Source organism: Saccharothrix violaceirubra (assembly GCF_014203755.1).
GTDB classification, from domain to species: Bacteria; Actinomycetota; Actinomycetes; order Mycobacteriales; family Pseudonocardiaceae; genus Actinosynnema; species Actinosynnema violaceirubrum.
This window is the reverse complement of the sequence record NZ_JACHJS010000001.1, coordinates 1,149,392-1,165,234: the sequence shown is the minus strand read 5'-3', so window position 1 is coordinate 1,165,234 and position 15,843 is coordinate 1,149,392. Positions and strand designations below refer to the sequence as shown.

Annotated in this window: 22 protein-coding genes; all 22 read right to left on the bottom strand. The window is 70.9% G+C overall.

Going from position 1 to position 15,843, the window contains the following annotated elements; genetic code table 11:
• Window positions 1–2: 2 nt before the first annotated feature.
• The 22 genes from F4559_RS06015 to F4559_RS05910 all read right to left on the bottom strand — a co-directional run bounded on the left by F4559_RS06015 (window position 3) and on the right by F4559_RS05910 (window position 15,818).
• Window positions 3–359, bottom strand: a complete 357-nt coding sequence (locus F4559_RS06015) for a hypothetical protein (protein ID WP_184666598.1) — start codon at window positions 357–359, stop codon at window positions 3–5.
• Entirely contained in the window at window positions 356–778 is a 423-nt protein-coding gene (locus F4559_RS06010; protein ID WP_184666597.1) for a hypothetical protein, read from the bottom strand. The genes F4559_RS06015 and F4559_RS06010 overlap by 4 nt, the downstream gene beginning before the upstream one ends.
• Window positions 779–801: 23 nt before the next feature.
• Window positions 802–1,119: a hypothetical protein gene (locus tag F4559_RS06005; protein WP_184666596.1), complete on the bottom strand. Its 318-nt coding sequence runs from the start codon at window positions 1,117–1,119 to the stop codon at window positions 802–804.
• A 16-nt stretch (window positions 1,120–1,135) separates the two neighbouring features.
• Entirely contained in the window at window positions 1,136–1,360 is a 225-nt protein-coding gene (locus F4559_RS06000) for a hypothetical protein (RefSeq protein WP_184666595.1), read from the bottom strand.
• A complete protein-coding gene (locus tag F4559_RS05995; RefSeq protein ID WP_184666594.1) occupies window positions 1,360–2,460 on the bottom strand; it encodes a DUF5047 domain-containing protein in 1,101 nt (366 codons plus the stop codon). Before F4559_RS05995 ends, F4559_RS06000 begins: the two co-directional genes overlap by 1 nt.
• Window positions 2,460–3,884 (bottom strand): hypothetical protein, encoded by a 1,425-nt coding sequence (locus tag F4559_RS05990; RefSeq protein ID WP_184666593.1) that lies wholly within the window; start codon window positions 3,882–3,884, stop codon window positions 2,460–2,462. The genes F4559_RS05995 and F4559_RS05990 overlap by 1 nt, the downstream gene beginning before the upstream one ends.
• Window positions 3,885–3,898: 14 nt before the next feature.
• Window positions 3,899–4,645 carry a hypothetical protein gene (locus F4559_RS05985; protein WP_184666592.1) on the bottom strand — a complete coding sequence of 249 codons (747 nt, stop codon included), beginning with the start codon at window positions 4,643–4,645 and terminating at the stop codon, window positions 3,899–3,901.
• A 3-nt stretch (window positions 4,646–4,648) separates the two neighbouring features.
• Window positions 4,649–8,419 carry a phage tail tape measure protein gene (locus tag F4559_RS05980; RefSeq protein WP_184666591.1) on the bottom strand — a complete coding sequence of 1,257 codons (3,771 nt, stop codon included), beginning with the start codon at window positions 8,417–8,419 and terminating at the stop codon, window positions 4,649–4,651.
• 22 nt (window positions 8,420–8,441) lie between these two features.
• The gene (locus F4559_RS05975; protein ID WP_184666590.1) at window positions 8,442–8,825 is read right to left on the bottom strand and encodes a hypothetical protein; all 384 of its coding nucleotides are present in this window, start codon (window positions 8,823–8,825) and stop codon (window positions 8,442–8,444) included.
• A gap of 35 nt (window positions 8,826–8,860) precedes the next feature.
• On the bottom strand, window positions 8,861–9,268 hold the full coding sequence (locus tag F4559_RS05970; protein ID WP_184666589.1) for a hypothetical protein: 408 nt from the start codon (window positions 9,266–9,268) through the stop codon (window positions 8,861–8,863).
• A 9-nt stretch (window positions 9,269–9,277) separates the two neighbouring features.
• The gene (locus F4559_RS05965; protein ID WP_184666588.1) at window positions 9,278–9,826 is read right to left on the bottom strand and encodes a hypothetical protein; all 549 of its coding nucleotides are present in this window, start codon (window positions 9,824–9,826) and stop codon (window positions 9,278–9,280) included.
• A 129-nt stretch (window positions 9,827–9,955) separates the two neighbouring features.
• Window positions 9,956–10,384 (bottom strand): tail completion protein gp17, encoded by a 429-nt coding sequence (gp17, locus tag F4559_RS05960; RefSeq protein ID WP_184666587.1) that lies wholly within the window; start codon window positions 10,382–10,384, stop codon window positions 9,956–9,958.
• Between the two features lie 3 nt (window positions 10,385–10,387).
• Complete coding sequence (locus F4559_RS05955) at window positions 10,388–10,693, bottom strand: HK97 gp10 family phage protein (RefSeq protein WP_184666586.1); 306 nt, start codon at window positions 10,691–10,693, stop codon at window positions 10,388–10,390.
• A complete protein-coding gene (locus F4559_RS05950; RefSeq protein WP_184666585.1) occupies window positions 10,693–11,199 on the bottom strand; it encodes a hypothetical protein in 507 nt (168 codons plus the stop codon). Before F4559_RS05950 ends, F4559_RS05955 begins: the two co-directional genes overlap by 1 nt.
• Window positions 11,200–11,210: 11 nt before the next feature.
• Window positions 11,211–11,474: a hypothetical protein gene (locus F4559_RS05945; protein ID WP_184666584.1), complete on the bottom strand. Its 264-nt coding sequence runs from the start codon at window positions 11,472–11,474 to the stop codon at window positions 11,211–11,213.
• Window positions 11,446–11,703 (bottom strand): hypothetical protein, encoded by a 258-nt coding sequence (locus F4559_RS05940; RefSeq protein ID WP_184666583.1) that lies wholly within the window; start codon window positions 11,701–11,703, stop codon window positions 11,446–11,448. Before F4559_RS05940 ends, F4559_RS05945 begins: the two co-directional genes overlap by 29 nt.
• 3 nt (window positions 11,704–11,706) lie before the next feature.
• Window positions 11,707–12,096 (bottom strand): hypothetical protein, encoded by a 390-nt coding sequence (locus tag F4559_RS05935; RefSeq protein ID WP_184666582.1) that lies wholly within the window; start codon window positions 12,094–12,096, stop codon window positions 11,707–11,709.
• Between the two features lie 4 nt (window positions 12,097–12,100).
• On the bottom strand, window positions 12,101–12,430 hold the full coding sequence (locus F4559_RS05930; protein ID WP_184666581.1) for a hypothetical protein: 330 nt from the start codon (window positions 12,428–12,430) through the stop codon (window positions 12,101–12,103).
• A 13-nt stretch (window positions 12,431–12,443) separates the two neighbouring features.
• Window positions 12,444–13,490 (bottom strand): major capsid protein, encoded by a 1,047-nt coding sequence (locus tag F4559_RS05925; protein WP_184666580.1) that lies wholly within the window; start codon window positions 13,488–13,490, stop codon window positions 12,444–12,446.
• 15 nt (window positions 13,491–13,505) lie between these two features.
• Window positions 13,506–14,210, bottom strand: coding sequence for a hypothetical protein (locus tag F4559_RS05920; protein WP_184666579.1), 705 nt, complete (start codon window positions 14,208–14,210; stop codon window positions 13,506–13,508).
• Window positions 14,211–14,226: 16 nt separating this feature from the next.
• Window positions 14,227–14,721, bottom strand: a complete 495-nt coding sequence (locus F4559_RS05915) for a hypothetical protein (RefSeq protein WP_184666578.1) — start codon at window positions 14,719–14,721, stop codon at window positions 14,227–14,229.
• A 218-nt stretch (window positions 14,722–14,939) separates the two neighbouring features.
• Window positions 14,940–15,818 (bottom strand): VG15 protein, encoded by an 879-nt coding sequence (locus F4559_RS05910; RefSeq protein ID WP_184666577.1) that lies wholly within the window; start codon window positions 15,816–15,818, stop codon window positions 14,940–14,942.
• Window positions 15,819–15,843: the final 25 nt, after the last annotated feature.

The following is a 15,843-nucleotide window of genomic DNA, read 5'->3' as shown; positions in this document are numbered from 1 at the left end:
GGTCAGTGATGTGAGCGCAGGGCGGTGTTCTCCTCGCGCAGGCCGGTGATCTCGCGGGACATGGCCGTGACCTGGCCGCGCAGCGTCTGCACCTCGGCCTCCAACGCCGTGGCGCGGTCGGTGGCCAGGCGCAGCCGACGCTCCAGCTCCTCGATCTCGGCGCGGGCCGGTGCCAGCAGTGCCAAGGCGGTGCTGGAGAGCACCTGGGCGACCTCGGCCTCGACCTTGTCGCTCTCGGTCTCGGCCTTGCGGACCTCGGCGCGCATCCGGCGCAGGGTCAGGGGCAGGGCCACGGCGGTGCCGACCGCCCCGATGCCTCCGATCGCGCTGGCCCACTGGAGCAGGACGGCGGCGCTCACGGGGCGTCACCGAGCGCTCTGAGGGTCCTGCGGGCGGCGGCGATGCTGGCGTTGATCTGCGCGGCCCTCCACACGTTCGCGGCGCCGATCCCGATCGTGATCAGCGCGAAGAAAAAGCCTCGTGCGCCGAACGCCCACCACACGGCGGCGCCGTAGCCGATCAGCACGACCGCGAGCAGCGTCAGCCCGTACATCTCCACCGTCGGCCCGCGCAGACCGGGCAGGAAAACGCCGACCAGGGCGAGCAGTCCGCCTGCGGCGAGCACGCCGTAGAACAGCAGCAGGGTCGAGTGCGGCAGCGCCTGGAGGGTCTGCCCGCTGAAGCGCCGCGGAGCGATGAGCCCGGCGACCCCGGCGAGGACGAACACGGCCATCAGGAGGATTTCGTGCGGGTGCCGGCCGCTGGGTATCACGATCATCGGTGCCGTCCTCGTCTCGTCGGTCAGGGCTGCGGCGGGGGTTCGGCGCCGGCGACCGCGTCCCACACCGAGTTCACGGTGAACTGGATGTCGTTGTCGGACGAGCCCAGGACGATGGCCGGGTTGCGGGCGACCAGGAGCGCGAACCGGGCGGCGTAGTCCAGGCCGTCGCGGTTCTCGGCGATCCGCGCGGCGAGTGCCCGGCGCAGCCGGGACCGCTCGGTGTTCTCCGGGGTCTCGGTGGCGACCGCGACGGCGGCGTTGGCCACCGCCACAGCGACACGTTCGACGAACGAGGCCACACGGGTCAGGGTGTAGGACTCGGCCAGGGTCGCGGCCACGGGATTTCCCCTTTCGTCAGGCGGGTTTTCCCAGCACGAGCCACGCGCCGGGTTGGAGGGTGTCGATGACGACCACGTCCCCGACGGTCGGCGTGTAGGAGGCGAGCCGGGGCAGGGTGAGCGTGCCGCCCGAGACGGCGACCACGACCTTGGTGCCCGACGTGCCGGACACGGTCCCGGTCGCGCGCGCGGACCGGCGCAGCTCGGCCAAGGCGATGTCGATCGCGGCGTGCAGGTCCATCACGGCTCCAGGTCGACCGAGCGGGTGGAGATCGTCTGCACGCCGCCCACCCCCAGCGGGACGGTGAGCTTGTCGACGATGTGGGTGGTGGTGCGGCCTTCGTCGACCACGCGGATCACGTCCCCGGCGTCCAGGGCCGGGTTGACGATCGCGTCGAGGGTGACCGACGCCTGCATGCCGCGGGCGCGGGCGAGGATCGTGGTCGCCGCGGTCGTGGCCATGCCCGTGCTGGTCAGCAGCGGCGAGGTGTAGAAGTACGGCTTTTTGCCGAAATCGCCGCCGTAGTAGGTGGGGCTGGTGGTGTCGGTGTCGGAGACCACGGCGCGGACCGGCGGGGTGCCGTCGGTGCGTTCCCCGGTGGCCACCACCCGGTTGTAGACCCGCTCGCGGGTGAGGTCGTCCGTGCGCTCCACGAGGATGCCGCCGCGTCCGGAGGCGACCTGCCACACCACCGGATCGGTGAGCAGCGGCTGCGGGCGGATCACGAACGTCCCGATCGGATCGGCGTACACCTCCGCGCCGATGCTGTCGGCGAGCTTCTCGACGCCGTCGGCCCACCGCTCCCGCTCGATTTCGAGCACGGCCGCCACCTGGGTGGACCCGGTCCGGTCGACCACGGTCGCGGTCGGGATGCTCTCCTGGATCAGCCGGGTGATCTCGGCGACGGTGGTCGCGCCGGACACGGTCTGGGCCGGTGCGTCCAACCGGTCCTCGGCGACCCTGATCGACCGGTCCGCCAGCGACAGCGTGATCGGCCCGCTGCCCCCGGCGCCGCGGGTGCGCGTGGCCTGGGTGATCAGGCCCCGGATGATCGGCACCCACTCGGTGACCGTGCGGGACACGACGATGCCGTACTCGACGAGCACCTCGGTGCCGTAGGGGGCCAGGATGTCCGCCGGGTCGTACGGCCACAGCGACGGCGAGGCCAGCTCGACCGTGCCGGTCCGGCGGACCTGGGAGCCGGAGTCCACCGTCACCTCGCCGTCCACCACGGGCAGCCCGGCCAGGGTGCCGATCGTGCGGCCGTAGGCGGTGGCCCGGACCCGGACCGAGTGCGACCGGGTGATCGTCGCGGCGGCCCGGGTGGACTGGGCCCACATCAGGCCACCAGCACGTCGGCCGGGGCCTCGACGACCTGGTAGGGCGCGGTGAGCAGACGCACGGACCCCCAGCCTTTCTGGCCGACGGGATCCTCGACGACCGTGCCGAGCGTGATCCACTGGCCGTCGCCGTCGCCGAACCCGGCCGGGGTGCGCCACAGCACCGGCGTGCCCGACCCGAGCAGCGCCAAAGCCTGGTCGCGCTTCTCGAAGGTCGAGGTGACGAGCTGGATCTCGCCGCCGGGCGCGGACCGCTGGGCGGCCGACACCGCCACCGGATAGGGCGAGTCGAGGATCGGGTGCAGCGCCTGGCGCAGCACGTGGTCACGTGTCGGTGTGGCGGTGGCGTGCGCCTGGACCGGGGACTCGGGGTACTCGGGGTGGGTGAGCCACGTCCGGTCGCCGGACTCCAGGATCACCGGGGTGGACGTGGCCCTGCCGCCGATGATCGCCGGGGAGGCCACCTCGTAGCGGACGGGCACGTCCAGCGGGCACTCGCCGTCCACGATCTGCCGCACCGGGGACAGGACGGACGTGGACAGCTCCGCGGTCCCGGTCCACAGTCCGCCGAGCGTGTCGCCGTCGTAGTAGTCGCCCGCCGTGGTGCCGCGTTCGGCGACGACGGCGTCGAGGTGGGCGTACTGGCCGACGGTCAGGCCGGTGATCGTGAGGGTCGCGGCGCCGGTGACCGCCGTACCCGGCGCGGAGAACGTCCACACCAGACGGTTGGTGCGGTTCACACTGGCCGCGATCTGATCGGCCGTCGCGGTCAGCGTGGTGGTACCGGCCGACGTCCCGGCGGCGTTGAGCCAGGCCACTGTCACGGTCACCGTCGACGGCACGGCGGTCAGGCCCAGGTTGAGGGCGAGGGTGTAGCCGCCCGTGCCGGGCAGCGTGCCGGGCACGACCACGCCGGTGGTCGTGGTGGTGGACGCCATGCGCAGCGCGACCGTGCCCGCCGCCGCCCACACAGGGTCGACGACCGAGGACAGCGTCGTGTTGCCGTCGACGGGCAGGTAGCCGTTGAGCCCGGCCTCCATCGACGGGTTGGGGACCAGGTTGCGCCGGGTCTGCTCGGTGACGGTCAGCCCGTACGCGCCACGCACCGGGGTGCGGACGCCGTCCTCGCCGACCCGGACCAGTTGCAGAGTCGCCGCGTCCGGCCACCACGCCCACACCCGCACCACCCCGGCCTCGGGATCGGGGGCGACGCTGACCCCGCCGGGCAGCGATGCCACCGACGGCATCGCCCCGCCCCACGTCCGCACCCCCCACGGACCGGTGCCGGTCGGCGCGGCGACGGTGTAGACCGTCGTCGCGCCCGGTACCGGCGGCGGAACCGGAGTCCAGCCCGGCGGCAGCACGTTCGGTATGTAGCCGCCCGCCCAGGGAGCGAGTCCGTAGGCGTCGGAAGCCCAGCCCATGCCGCCCCCCGCTCCTAGTAGCCGTGGGCGATGTAGTTGAACGTCGCCGTGATGCCCGAGCCGACCGTGCTGCCGGTGGCCATCGCGACCACGTACACGCTGAACCCGCTCGCGGTCTGAGAGCCCGGATACAGGCGCGTGTCACAGGACGCCGAGCCGGTGATCCACGTCGTCACCACGGTCAGCGTCGCGGTGGGGAACGGCGTGGTGTAGGTGACCGGGATCTGACCGGAGCCGTTGGTGGTGCCGTTGACGATGTTTCCCCGGGCGATCACCGAAGCCCAGGTCGGTATCGCGCCGCCGGCGATGGTCTTGCCGTACTCCGAAGGGTTCGCCAGGCCGACATCAGCCTGCCAGCCTTGCGCATACGTTGACTGGACCACGAAGCCCTCGTCGTTGAGCATGCGCCGCTGACCGACGTGCGGATCCGCGTTCAGGCCGGCCCGCGACGTGACCCCCAGGCCGTCGTACTGCATCGGCGCGCACTGCCATCGCGTACCCGACGACCACGTCTGTGCCGTGCTGCCTTCCTTGCCGCGGACCACGGTGACTTGGTTGGAGCTGGAGGCGTGTCCGGTGACCCACACGACCTCGTAGACCTTGAGCGTGTCGTCCGACAGCGCCAGCGGCAGCACGTAGGTCGAGCTGTACGTGGTGGGCAGATTCGTGAAGTCGTTGCTGGTCAACGTGGTCGTGGAGTTCGTCGCCGACGCGGACAGTTGTCCGAAAAGGTAGTCCTTGGGCGCGCGATAGGTGGGCATCGGTTACCTCGTCCTTCTGGTGAGCGCGGTGCCCGCGCGGTCCATGGCCGTGCCGATCCGGCCGTCGATGTGCCCGTCCAGGCCGTTGACCCGCAGCTCGCCGGAGATCCGCCATCCGTCCACACCGGGCAGAACCGGGGCCGACCCGCTTCCCTCGCCGCCGCGGGCGAAGCCGCCGACTGCGAACCTGCGGATCAGGTCGTAGCCCATGCGTGACGCGGTCTCCGCGAGCAGCGACGCCGACCGCACCGAGCTGTTGATCGGGATGTACGCCTCGTCGTCGACCACCCGGTCACCGACGATGCGCCAGGTGTTCGGCGGGACGATCCGCGCCAATCCGGCGCGCATCGGCGTCAGCTTGTGCACGCCACCCGAGGCGTAGGCCGCGGCCACGATGCCGCCCGCCGCGAGTCCGCCGGTGCCGGGCGTACCGATCCGCTCGGTCGAACCCGCGTTGCCCGGTAGGACGTAGTTGACGTAGACGGTTTTCGTCGCGGGTGTGCTGAGCCACGCGTTGAGTTGTTGCTGGGCCTTGTCGGAGTTGGCGGTGATCGTCACGCTGTTCGGCGTGGTGACCACGGTGTAGCCGAGTTCGATCAACTTGGCCTTGGCCTCGTCGGACAGCGATCTCACCGTGATCGGCTTGTCCGGAGGGAGGGCGTCGGCCAGCCCCTTGACCATGATCAGTTCCTGACGGGTCTTGTCACTGCCCGGCGTGGACACCAGAATCGCCACGTTCTCCGGGATCAACCCGGCTTTCGTCGCGAGGTTGGCCGCCTCGGTCGCGCTCAGACCCATGTCCTCGGCGAGAGCGATGAAAGCGTCGCGGGAATGCTTGACCGCGGCAGTGGCTTTCGCCGTCGCCGTAGGCACCGAGTCGCCCTGGGCGATGGCCATGTCGTAGGTGCTCTGCGCGACCGAAGCGCTTGCCTCGGTCAGGCTTTCGAGCGTGTCCCGCAGCAGCCGGCCGTTCTGCGTCGCTCCGTTGATCGACCCGTCCGCTTTGATCAGGGCGGCGCCGGCGTTGTTGAGTTCGGTGCCCCACCCTTTGCTTTTGTCCGTGTTCTTGTTGAACGTCTCGCCGAGCCGGTCGAGTACCTCCTCGACCTGGAACGTGGCCTCCTCGAGGTCGATCTGTCCGCCGGACAGCGCGTCGAGCGCGTTCTTGAGCGCGCGGGCCTTGTCGTCGGCGGACGCGGTCGCGTCCGACAGCGTCGTCATCGCCCCGGCCAACGCGCGTCCGGACGACGTCGCATCCACTATGGACGCACGACCTTCGCGGACGGCCCGGTCGAACTCCTCCTGCTTGCGCTTGGACTCGCCGTAGACGTCGGCCAATTTGTTGATCTCACCGAGCAGGGACTCCGCGGCCCGTGCCTCGTCCGACATGGTCTTGACGGTCTCGACCTGCCCGGACTTCCAGCCCGTCGCCGTGTCCTGATACTTGGTACCGGCCTTGACGACCTCTTCCAGCTTGTGGCGTAGACCGTCGAGCGCGGTGCCGTTGCCGAGCGTCGCGTCCGTCAGGTCGGACAGACTGATCCCCGCTTCACGGGCGGCGTCGGCCACGTTCCGGTCGGTGTCGGCCACCTTCGTGCCCTGCAACGTCTTCGCCTGCGCGGCACGAACCGACTCGGTGATGGCGCCGTTGGACTCGACCAGCGCGGCCGTAAGGCTGTCCACCTGGCTCGCGTGCTGCTGCGCCTGCTGCGCGGCCTTGGCCTGCCGGTCCGCGATGAGGGACAGCCCTACGGACGCGGCGGCGATCGCGACCCCGAACGGGCCGCCGAGCGCGCCGACCAGGCCCGTCGCAGCGGACTGGAGCCCCGTCCCGAGCGCCGCCGCCGTGCCGGCGGCGGCACCGGCCGTGGCCCGAAGCGCCCCTTCGGTGCGCTGGATGACGTTCGCGACACCCGTGTACTGGCCACTGATCCCGGCCGCGACCTGCGCGACCGCAGACTGCTGGGTCACGAACCCCTGCGCGGCCGTCGACGCAGTCCGGTACGAGTCGGCCATGCGCCCGATGACCGGGACACGGGCCTCCAGCGCGGCGAACGCCAACCCCAGACGGCCGACCTGGGTCGTAGCGATCTGTGTCGACCCGGTCAGCAGTGCCTGCTGGAGCCGGACGGTTTCGTTGAGCCGCTGGAACGGCATGGTGACCCGGTCCCGGACCGTGGTGCCCAGGTTGGTCAGTGGGCCGCGGAACGCGGCGACCAAGCCCATCGCCACGGCCGCGCTCTGGACCGGGCCGGGCAGGGCGGCGAATCCGGCCGCGATCACCCCGACGATCTCGCCGATCGGGACCAGCAGACCCGACGCGGCCTGGGCCGCGTCACCGACCAGCCCGAGACCGGACGCCAGCGCCGACACCGGCCCGTCCCCATCGGCCGCAGCCTGTGCCACCGCGCCCAGGCCCTGGGCGGCCGGAGCGGCTGCGTCGACCGCGTTGTCCAGGACACCGGTGAAGTTGCCCCACAGGCCTAGTGCGGTGTTCACGGCCGCGTTGAGCGGGCCGATCGCGCCCTCGACCAGCGGACCGAGCACGTCCCGACCTGCCTGCGCCACCACGTCCGCGCGGGCCTCGATCGCCGCCGCGATCCGAGGTCCGTACAGCTCGCCGACCGCGACCGCAGTGTCGATGCCGTCCGCGATGGCCGGGCCCAGCTTGGAAAGCTGGTCTGTGGCCGCGCGCACGGCCTGCTCCAACGGCCCGTCGATCGCCTCGAAAATCTCGATTCCGAAGGTCTCGGCCTGGGACTTGAACCCCTCCCACGCCCCGCCCAGACCCTTGGTCTTCGCGGCGGCGACGTCCGCCGCCCCCCCGGCACGTGTGACGGCCCCGGCCATCGAGTCGAACGCCGCCGCGCCCGACGACGCCAGCGCCGACGCGACCGTCAGGCCTTCGTTGCCGAACGCGGTCGCTGCCGCTGCGGTGAACTCCGCTTCGGACAACCGACCCTTGGCGGCGGCGAGCTGTTCGGTGATCGCCCGCAGGCCGACGAACTTGCCCTCGGCGGTGAACGCCTCGATCCCGAGTGCCTTGAGGCCCTCGGCGGCCGGTTTGGACGGTGCCGCCAGCGACGCCAGCACGCCACGCAGCGACGTACCGGCCTGCTCGCCGCGAATGCCCTGGGTGGCGACCACGCCGATCGCCGTGGCGACGTTGTCGATGTCCACGCCGACCGTCTTGGCGACCGGACCCACATATTTCAGGGCGTTGGCGACGTCGGTGATCTCGCCCGAGGCGGCGTTCGCGGTGTTGGCCAGCACGTCGGCGACGTGCCCGGCCTGGTCGGCTGCGAGGCCGAACTGGTTGAGCGCGTCGGACTGGATCTCCGCGGCCTGCGCGGCCTCGACCTGGGCGGCGGCGGCCAGTTGCAGCGTCCCCTTGGCCGCCGTCATGGCCTCGTTGACGTCCAAGCCGCCCTTGGCCAGCTCCTTCATCGCCGCAGCGGCGTCGGCCGCACTGGTGCCCGGCAGGGAGATGTCCGCGCCCAACGCCTTGGCGGTCTCGCCGACCCGGGCCATCTCGAACCCGGTCGCGGACGTGACCGCCTGCAACTCGTTCAGGTTCGCGGTGTACTGGACTCCGAGGTCGATGACCTTCTTCAGGCCGACCGCGGCGACGGTGGCTCCGGCGGCGACTGCGAGCCCCAGTCCCCGGCCCAGCGATGACGCCAGTCCGGTCTGCGCTTTCAGCCCGGACGACAGGTCCCCTGGGAACCTGGACAGGTCTGGAGCGACCTCGATGTCGATCCGGCCACCGGCCACGAGGGGTCACCCCCTCACCCGGCTATTCCGAGTCCAGGCCGAGGATGCGGTCGAACTCGTCCGAGTCGACCATCACCCGCTCGGACGCGACGGGAGCGGTCCACGCGGCCAGTTCCGCCAGATACGACTCGCGGGCACGCTCTGCGGCAGCGGCGGGACGCACGGCGACCGGCGGCAGGATCGGGGCCTTCGGCGGGCGGACACCGTTGCGTTCGTCCTGCATGCGACGGCGGCGCACCTCGGGATCGTCGGGATCGACGGTCCGGTCAGCCCACGTCAGCTGCAGGCCGTAGTGCAGCACCTCGTACAGCCGCGCGGTGTTCTCCTCGTGCGCGGACCAGTCCAGGCCGAGATGTCGGGCCAGCGCCGAATCCGGTCGGTGCAGCAGGCTGTCGACGCACGCCACGAACTCGGCGACCGGCCACGACGTCCACGCCGCGTTCAGGGAGACCCGGTACCACTGTCGGAAGTCGGCGATGAGTGCGTCCCGCCATCCTCCCCGGGCGGCGGCGAGGTAGCCGAGGATTTTCCCTCCGACTCCTCGTCCTGCGCGTCACGCGCGAGCAGCCCGGCGATCTTGAGCAGTCGGCGGAGCTTGCCCTGGCTGCGTTCCAACGGCACCGCGGCGATGATCTCGGCGAACGCCGCCGCGTCGCCGTCGCCGACCAGCAGCGCCATCGCCTCGGCGTCCTTACGCCGATGGGCCAGTACCCAGTACCGCATGGCGTCGGCCGGGGTCCACTCCCGTCGCACGGTCCACACGCGACCGAACACCGAGACCTCGATCGGTGCCAGCGGGATGGGGGTGTCGTCGTCGAGGTCGAGCACGTCGTGGCCGCCTTGCGTCATGTCTCACTCCTAGGCGAGAGGGTTGGATTCGGTGAACACGCGGATGAACCGGGACCCGTCGTCGGGGATCAACGGACTGATCTCCATGTCCCAACCGGCGAGGTCTTCGTCGTTGAGCACGTCGTCGGGAATGTTGGCCAGCTCGGACTTCTTGAGGAAGTACGCCTTTCGCCTGGTTCCGGCGGACACCCGGCAGATGTAGGCGAACTTCTCGTCGTCACCCTTGACCCACTCGTAGCCGCCGGCGGCGGCCACGATGGAACCACCGGTGAGCAGGGTGAGCGCGGTGGCCTTGGACATGTCCACCGGGCGCATCTTGATCGTTCCGTCCTCGTCGCCCTTGACCGACAGGTAAGTGCCGTTGGCGTTGAAGATCGTGAACTTGGTGATTTCCTGCGTGCGCTGGACGGTAAAACCGGCCTTGATGCCGCCGAACGCCTCCCAGCCGGAAAGGCTGGCGGCGAAAATGTCGGCCGGCAGCGCGGTACCGGCGGGTGCGCGGAAAGCGTCTCCGTCCAGCCACACGACCGCCTTGGACGGGTCTGCGTAGGTGCTCACTGCAACCTCCTACTCAAGGCCCGTCAGTCGGGCTCGTTGATGGCCGGCCGCCTTGGAGGTGTCATCTCGTGGCCGCCGCAGGGAGGTCCGGCCCGCCGCGCAAGGCGGCCAGCCCACGGCGGGCCGGGGTCAGGTGTTGTGCACGGTCATCTCGACGCGGACCATCGCCCGGTACAGCGGCGACGAGGTGCCGCGCGAGGTATCCGGGGGAAGCGGGCCGGCGTCCAGGACCCGGCACGAGTAGTGCATCGACTGGTACGGCACGTTCCGCGCCCGCTCCAGCGTGTTCTTCGCGGTCATGGCGATCCGCCACACCACGCCCTCCGGGTCGTCACCGCCGACCGTCGCGGACCACGCGTCGACCTGGACGAGGGGCTTGTACCCGCCGCCGCCCATCGCACCGAGAGGTGTCGGCAGTTGGATGGTGACGAACGGCGTGGTCACGTCGCCGGGGGCGCGTGTGGACACCCGGCCACCGGGCACCGCCGCGGCGAAGAGTGGGTCGGCCAGCAGCAGGCGTCGGATCGCCGGCGGTATCCACGGGAGCACCGATTCCACGGCTCACCCCCGAGGCTGCCACCCGCTGTACCGGCCGTACCGGCGTGCCGCGTCGGTGACCACGGCATGAGGCGGGGTGTCGACCGTGCCGTACTCCTTGAACACGGACTCGGGGTCGGTGTCCTCGACGAACACCCGGTCGCCGTCCGAGCGTGTGCCGATGCCCTCGCGGTACTCGCCCGTGCGCACCGGTGCTTCGGCGCGGGCGTCGGCGGCGATCCGCTCGGCGATCCGCCGCCGATACTCGGTGGAGATGCGGTTCGCCTCCGCGACGGCCTGTCCCGAGTAGACGGTGACCTTCGCGCCCATCAGGCGCTCGCGCCGACGATCAGCAGGCTGTAGGTGACGGCCGTGCCCGCGCCGGAGTTCGCCACCCGGAGCAGGTCCGCGGTCGACGCGGTGACCGGCCACGCCGTGGCGCCGGGCGCGACCAGCAGGACGCTGCCGCCGGGCTGGACGGCGACGGTGTGCGTCGACGCCCCGAACGGGCCGACGAACGCGTTCGACGCCGCCGCGCCCAGCACGACGTTGTTGGCGTTCCCGGCGTCGGCGGTCAACAGGATCGCCTTGACCCGGGCGAACGTGATCGTCCCGCCGAGCGGTCCGGTCAGCGACCCGGCCAGGTCGACGTCGGTGGTCGCCGACGCGGCCAGCGTGTTGGTGTCGCCCCACACGAGGTCTGCCTGTCCGGCTGCGGTACCGCTGGTCCAGGTACGCGCGTAGGACAGGTTCTGCGGGGTGGACGCGGGTCCGAGGTCTGTGGTGCCGGTCAGCAGCGCCGTGATCGCGGCGCCGAGGTTGGTCTGGAGCGGCATGCGTGGGCTCCCTACTGCATGTCGGAGATGAGCCGCGCGCCGGCGGCCAAGTACTTGGGGTGATGTTCGGGCCGGCGGGCCACGGCGCCGACGACGACCCACTTGCGTTTGGTGGCCTCGTCGACCACGACGGACTCGGCCGTCAGCGTGGTGCGAGGGCCGACGAGGATCGTCCACAGCGACACCGTGGTGTCCTGTGCCGCAACGAGTTCGGTCTGGCCGCCGACGTTCGCGACCGGCTGCTGGCTAAGCCGCGCCGGGCGGTTCCGCTCCACGATCGGCGGTCCGGGCAGCTCGTTTCCGCTGTCCGGGTCCGTCGTCGGCGGGCGCGGGGTCGTGATCGTCACCCGGTCCGGCAGGTGCGGCATCGGCCGCCACCTCCCCTCCGGTGGTCGGCGCGTCCAGGTCGACCGCGCCTTCGTCCAGCAGCCGCCGCGCGGCCTGCGAACCCTGCTCGGTGTAGTGGACGTCGCCGTCGACGTCCCTGAGTCGGATGATGCTCACCAGTCAGTCACCTCCGGGTCGGATCGAGAACGGCCTCCCGCTGCCCCGCGCGCCGGCGGGGGTGAGCTGGGCGACCTGGGCGTCGGAGAGGTCCAGCCCTGCGGCCGAGCGGATCGTCACCGCGTGCTCCGGGTGGGTCTCGCCGGATTTGCCGACGCCGGTGGTGGCGACGGTGATGCACTCCATCGCCAGCCAGCAGGCCACGGCCTTGGCGGTGTCGGCGCCGACCAGCCCGGCCGTGATCCACGTGTCCAGCAGCGGCAGACGTGACCGCATGACCGCAGACACGTCCTCCAGCAGCGCGAGCGCCTGGGATTCCTCGTCCTCGTCGAAACCGCTGCCACCGAGGCCGAGGCGGGTGGCCACGTCCGACGGGAGGGCGTACGTGGCCACCGCGTCACGCCTCCTTCGGCAGCAGGCCGCGCCGTTCCAGCTCGCCGATCAGCGCGTCCTTGGAGTCGAACTCGCCGGTGACGCCGACCTGTCGGGCGTACTCGATCCACGCCGGGCCTCCCGAACCCGGGCCACGCCGAGGAGGCGGAACCGGCATGTCGGCCGGCCCTTCGCCCTCACCCTCGGCGTCGGGCTCCGACTCCTGGACGCGTCGGGAAGGCGGCTCGGACCACACGTCCGGGTTGGTGATCCGGTCCGCCACCTCGTCCGGCACGTCGTCGTCGGGCCCGTACCAGTCGCCGTTCACGGACACGTGCGTGTTCAGCCGTGCCATACGGTCACCCTCCTCACAGGACGTCGGCGACGATCAGCGCGCGCGGGTTGGAGATCACGGGCATGCCGACCGCGTCGACGTAGGTGAACTCCCGGAACGGCGGACCTTCCTTGACGACCAGGCCGACGACACCGGGTGCGATGGCGAAGTTCATCTCCGCTTCGTTCGATCGGACCAGCTCCAGCGCGGTCGCCGAGATGCCCCAGGCCGTGAAGCCCAGCTCCTCGCCGTTGGCGGGAGCGATCAGCAACCGGTCGTCCGGGATGATCGGCGTGGTGACCCCGTCCACGTCCACCGACGCGTCGTAGGTACGGATGGTCGGGATGCCCTCGGACTCCAGGAGGTTGTTCAGCTCCTCCACGGTGACCCGGGTACGTCCCTGGGTGGCTCCGTAGACCGCGTCGATGATCTCCTTGTTGCGCTGCGCCAGACGCAGCACACGGTTGGAGGTCCACAGCGCACCGGCTCCGGCGCCGCCGTTGTCGGTCTTCCACCGGTCGCACCAGGCGACCAGGTCGCTCAGCGGCGTGGCCGTGGTGGTGTTGCTCCACAGCGTGGAGGGGGCGACGAGGTGCCCGGCCGGGGCGCCGTAGTCGGCCTCCAGACCGGCGGGCTCGTTGCCGCCTGCGAGCATCGACAGCTTGAAGTCGGTGAGCACGTCCCCGCGCGCCAACTCCATGCGGTTGCGGACCTCGCGGACCAGGCGCAGGGCGTCGTTGTAGATCGCCTGCTTGAGCGCGTCGGTGCGGGTACCGCCGATGCGCTCGAACTCCAGCAGCAGCCGTTCGTACTCGCCCATGTTCAGCGACGAGGACACGGGGGGCAGCCTGACCTTGCCCGACCGCATGCCGTCCCGCTGGGAGACGTGCACTCGGCCGTCGTAGCTGCGGAACCGGGCCACCCGGTTGGTGAGGACCAGTTCCTCGAAGTCGACTTCGATGTCCTGGAACTCCTTGTCGGGCAGGAGTTCGTTGAGGATGAACCCGGTGGTGGCCGGGACCAGACGGATGAAACTCGTGACGGCGTCGGGGGAAACCGGGCCGTCGAAGACGATAGCCATGATCAGTCCCTCCGATCAGTCGGTGAAGTGGATCAGCTTGAGGTCGTTCTGCCCGTTGGTGTCCAACGTGAACGGCAGCCGTGAGCGGCGCACGAACCCGTGCACGAACAGCGCCCCGCCGACCTTGGCCAGCGTGGTGGTCCCGCGTACGACCGTGGCGAAGCCGAACAGCAGACCCGCACAGGTCTCCAGGCCGCCGGTGCCCTCGGTGCCGCCGCCGGTGGTCGTGGCGATCGTGACGGTGCCGGTGCCACCGGTCGGGGTTGCGGTCATCTGCGCGACGTTGGTGTCCGCCAACGCGCCGGTGAACGTCACCGTGTACGGCCCGCCCGCGTTGCCGGTGACCGCGACGTTGCCCGCGCCGACGTTCGACAGGGCCTCGATCGCGGCCTTCACCGTGTCCGCGGTCGCCGCGGCGGCGATGGACCCCGTGGTCTGACCCGACAGGGTCAACGTGAACGAGGTGAGACCGGAGCCGCCCTCGGTGATGGTCTGCACCTCGTCGGTGACGCTGTACGGCCCGTACAATCCGGTCGCCGTCACCTTCGCCAGCGGGGTGCCCGACGGGATGTAACCGTTGGGGTAGTGGATGTTCTGCGTGAACAGGGAGACGTCGAGCACGACGGACGGGTTGTCGCCCGGGCCGGTTCCGTGCTCGCCCGCCAACCAGTCCCGCTTCTCGACCTGGTAGTCGTTCCAGCGGACCGAGATGTCGGTCATGGGTTGCCTTTCATCGTCAGGGGCGGGCCGGTGGCTTGCCGAACCGGCGTGCGGCTTCGGCCTTGCCCTCGTCACTGCCCGCAGTGCGTGATGGCTGGTGCAGTCCCTGCCCGGGAAGTGGCTGCTGCCTGGCGTCCGCCTGCTTCACCAGGTACGGCTTGGCCTGCGCCAACTCGGCTACGAGTGCCTTCACGGCGTCCTCGTCGACCTGGCCGTCGTCGCCGACCTTCACGCCCGCGATCTGCGCGCCGAGCTGGATCACCGCGTCACCGGGGTCGTTGAACCCGGCGTGCGCCGCCGCCGCCTTGACCTCCGCGCCGACCAGGCGGGCGTTGGTCTTCGCGGTCACGTCGGCACGCGCCGCCGCGTCCGCGGCCTTGACCGCCTTCTCCAACTCGGTGGCGCTGGCTTCCTGGAGCCTGTCCAGCTCCGCGGCCTTGGTCTTCGCGGTGTCGTAGTCGGCGTACTTGTCCGCCAGCCGCCGCTTCTCCCGGGCGAACATCTCGTTCACCTGCTCCTGCGTGAACGTCTTCGCAGACGGCGAGTCGGTCGTCGCGGGAGCGGGAGACCCAGTCGTCGGTCCGGGGGCCGGCGGCGTGGTCTGGGCAGGGTCGGACGGAACAGCCTGGGGCTGGGTCACTGCATCCTCCGGAGCGGAGTACCGACGGAAACCTCGAACCGGGTGTGCCGCCGTCGTCCGGCACGTCCACACAGGACTGTTCGAGTAGGTCAGATGAGGTAGGCGTTACGCCTGAGCTGCGCGAGGATCTCCTCGCGGTCCCAACCAAGCCGCTCGGCCTGGAGGAAGATCTCGTCCGGTAGCAGGCGGGCGGCGCCATCGAGCCGCTGCCCGGCCAGACCTCGTCGGGTCGTACCGGTGGTGGTCGCCAGGTACTCGCGGCCGTGCGCCGAGGCCACGTACACCCCGGACTCGGCGTTGACGACCTGCGCGACGTCCGCACCCAGCCGGATCGCCTCCGCGTTGGCCTTGCCGAACCGCTCGTCCTGCTCCTCCGTGGTCAGGGAGCGGAAGTACTCGTCGGGGTCGACCGTCCAGTCCCGCACGGACTCGGCCGCGGGCACCACCCGGCAGTCACAGCGCCTGTGGCGTTTGAACGCCACCGAGGACCGGTACTGGCGGCCCGCGAGGATCGCGCACCGCGCACAGGATTTGCCGGTCAGCATCCGCACGTACCAGCGGGTCGCCGGACGGGCCTGCATGCCCGCCTGCACCGACCCGCGCGCGACGTCGGTGATCCCCGTCGCCGTGATCGACCGGGCCACGAAAGCGAACCGCGACGCCCACTCCACACCCGGCTCCCGCACCGAGTTCGGCGCGAACACCAGCCCCTGCAGCCAGGACCCGCCGCCGTCTGTTGTGTCCGCGAACGCCGCCGGCTGCACCACGGCATCCGCGACAGGGTCGGTGTCCTGGGCGTCGAGCACGTCGTTGAGGTACGGGTCCGCGTACGACGCGGCCGTCACCTGCAGTGCGAGTAGCCGGTCACCGATCGCCTGCACCGCGTCCCGCCACGCCTCCGGTGACGACCGGCCACGCGACAGCGCCTGGTCCAGCACTGCCATCGCCTCGACCACAAGCTCGTCCACCAGGCGGCTGTAGGTGCCGGCGACC

Bases quoted from the DNA above. Each gene is read 5' to 3' on its own strand.
- F4559_RS05925 (WP_184666580.1), bottom strand. From the start codon at position 13,490: ATGGCTATCGTCTTCGACGGCCCGGTTTCCCCCGACGCCGTCACGAGT.
- F4559_RS05950 (WP_184666585.1), bottom strand. From the start codon at position 11,199: ATGCCGCTCCAGACCAACCTCGGCGCCGCGATCACGGCGCTGCTGACC.
- F4559_RS05995 (WP_184666594.1), bottom strand. From the start codon at position 2,460: ATGTGGGCCCAGTCCACCCGGGCCGCCGCGACGATCACCCGGTCGCAC.
- F4559_RS05970 (WP_184666589.1), bottom strand. From the start codon at position 9,268: ATGACGCAAGGCGGCCACGACGTGCTCGACCTCGACGACGACACCCCC.
- F4559_RS05930 (WP_184666581.1), bottom strand. From the start codon at position 12,430: ATGGCACGGCTGAACACGCACGTGTCCGTGAACGGCGACTGGTACGGG.
- F4559_RS06000 (WP_184666595.1), bottom strand. From the start codon at position 1,360: ATGGACCTGCACGCCGCGATCGACATCGCCTTGGCCGAGCTGCGCCGG.
- F4559_RS05920 (WP_184666579.1), bottom strand. From the start codon at position 14,210: ATGACCGACATCTCGGTCCGCTGGAACGACTACCAGGTCGAGAAGCGG.
- F4559_RS05990 (WP_184666593.1), bottom strand. From the start codon at position 3,884: ATGGGCTGGGCTTCCGACGCCTACGGACTCGCTCCCTGGGCGGGCGGC.
- F4559_RS05955 (WP_184666586.1), bottom strand. From the start codon at position 10,693: ATGGGCGCGAAGGTCACCGTCTACTCGGGACAGGCCGTCGCGGAGGCG.
- F4559_RS06010 (WP_184666597.1), bottom strand. From the start codon at position 778: ATGATCGTGATACCCAGCGGCCGGCACCCGCACGAAATCCTCCTGATG.
- F4559_RS05985 (WP_184666592.1), bottom strand. From the start codon at position 4,645: ATGCCCACCTATCGCGCGCCCAAGGACTACCTTTTCGGACAACTGTCC.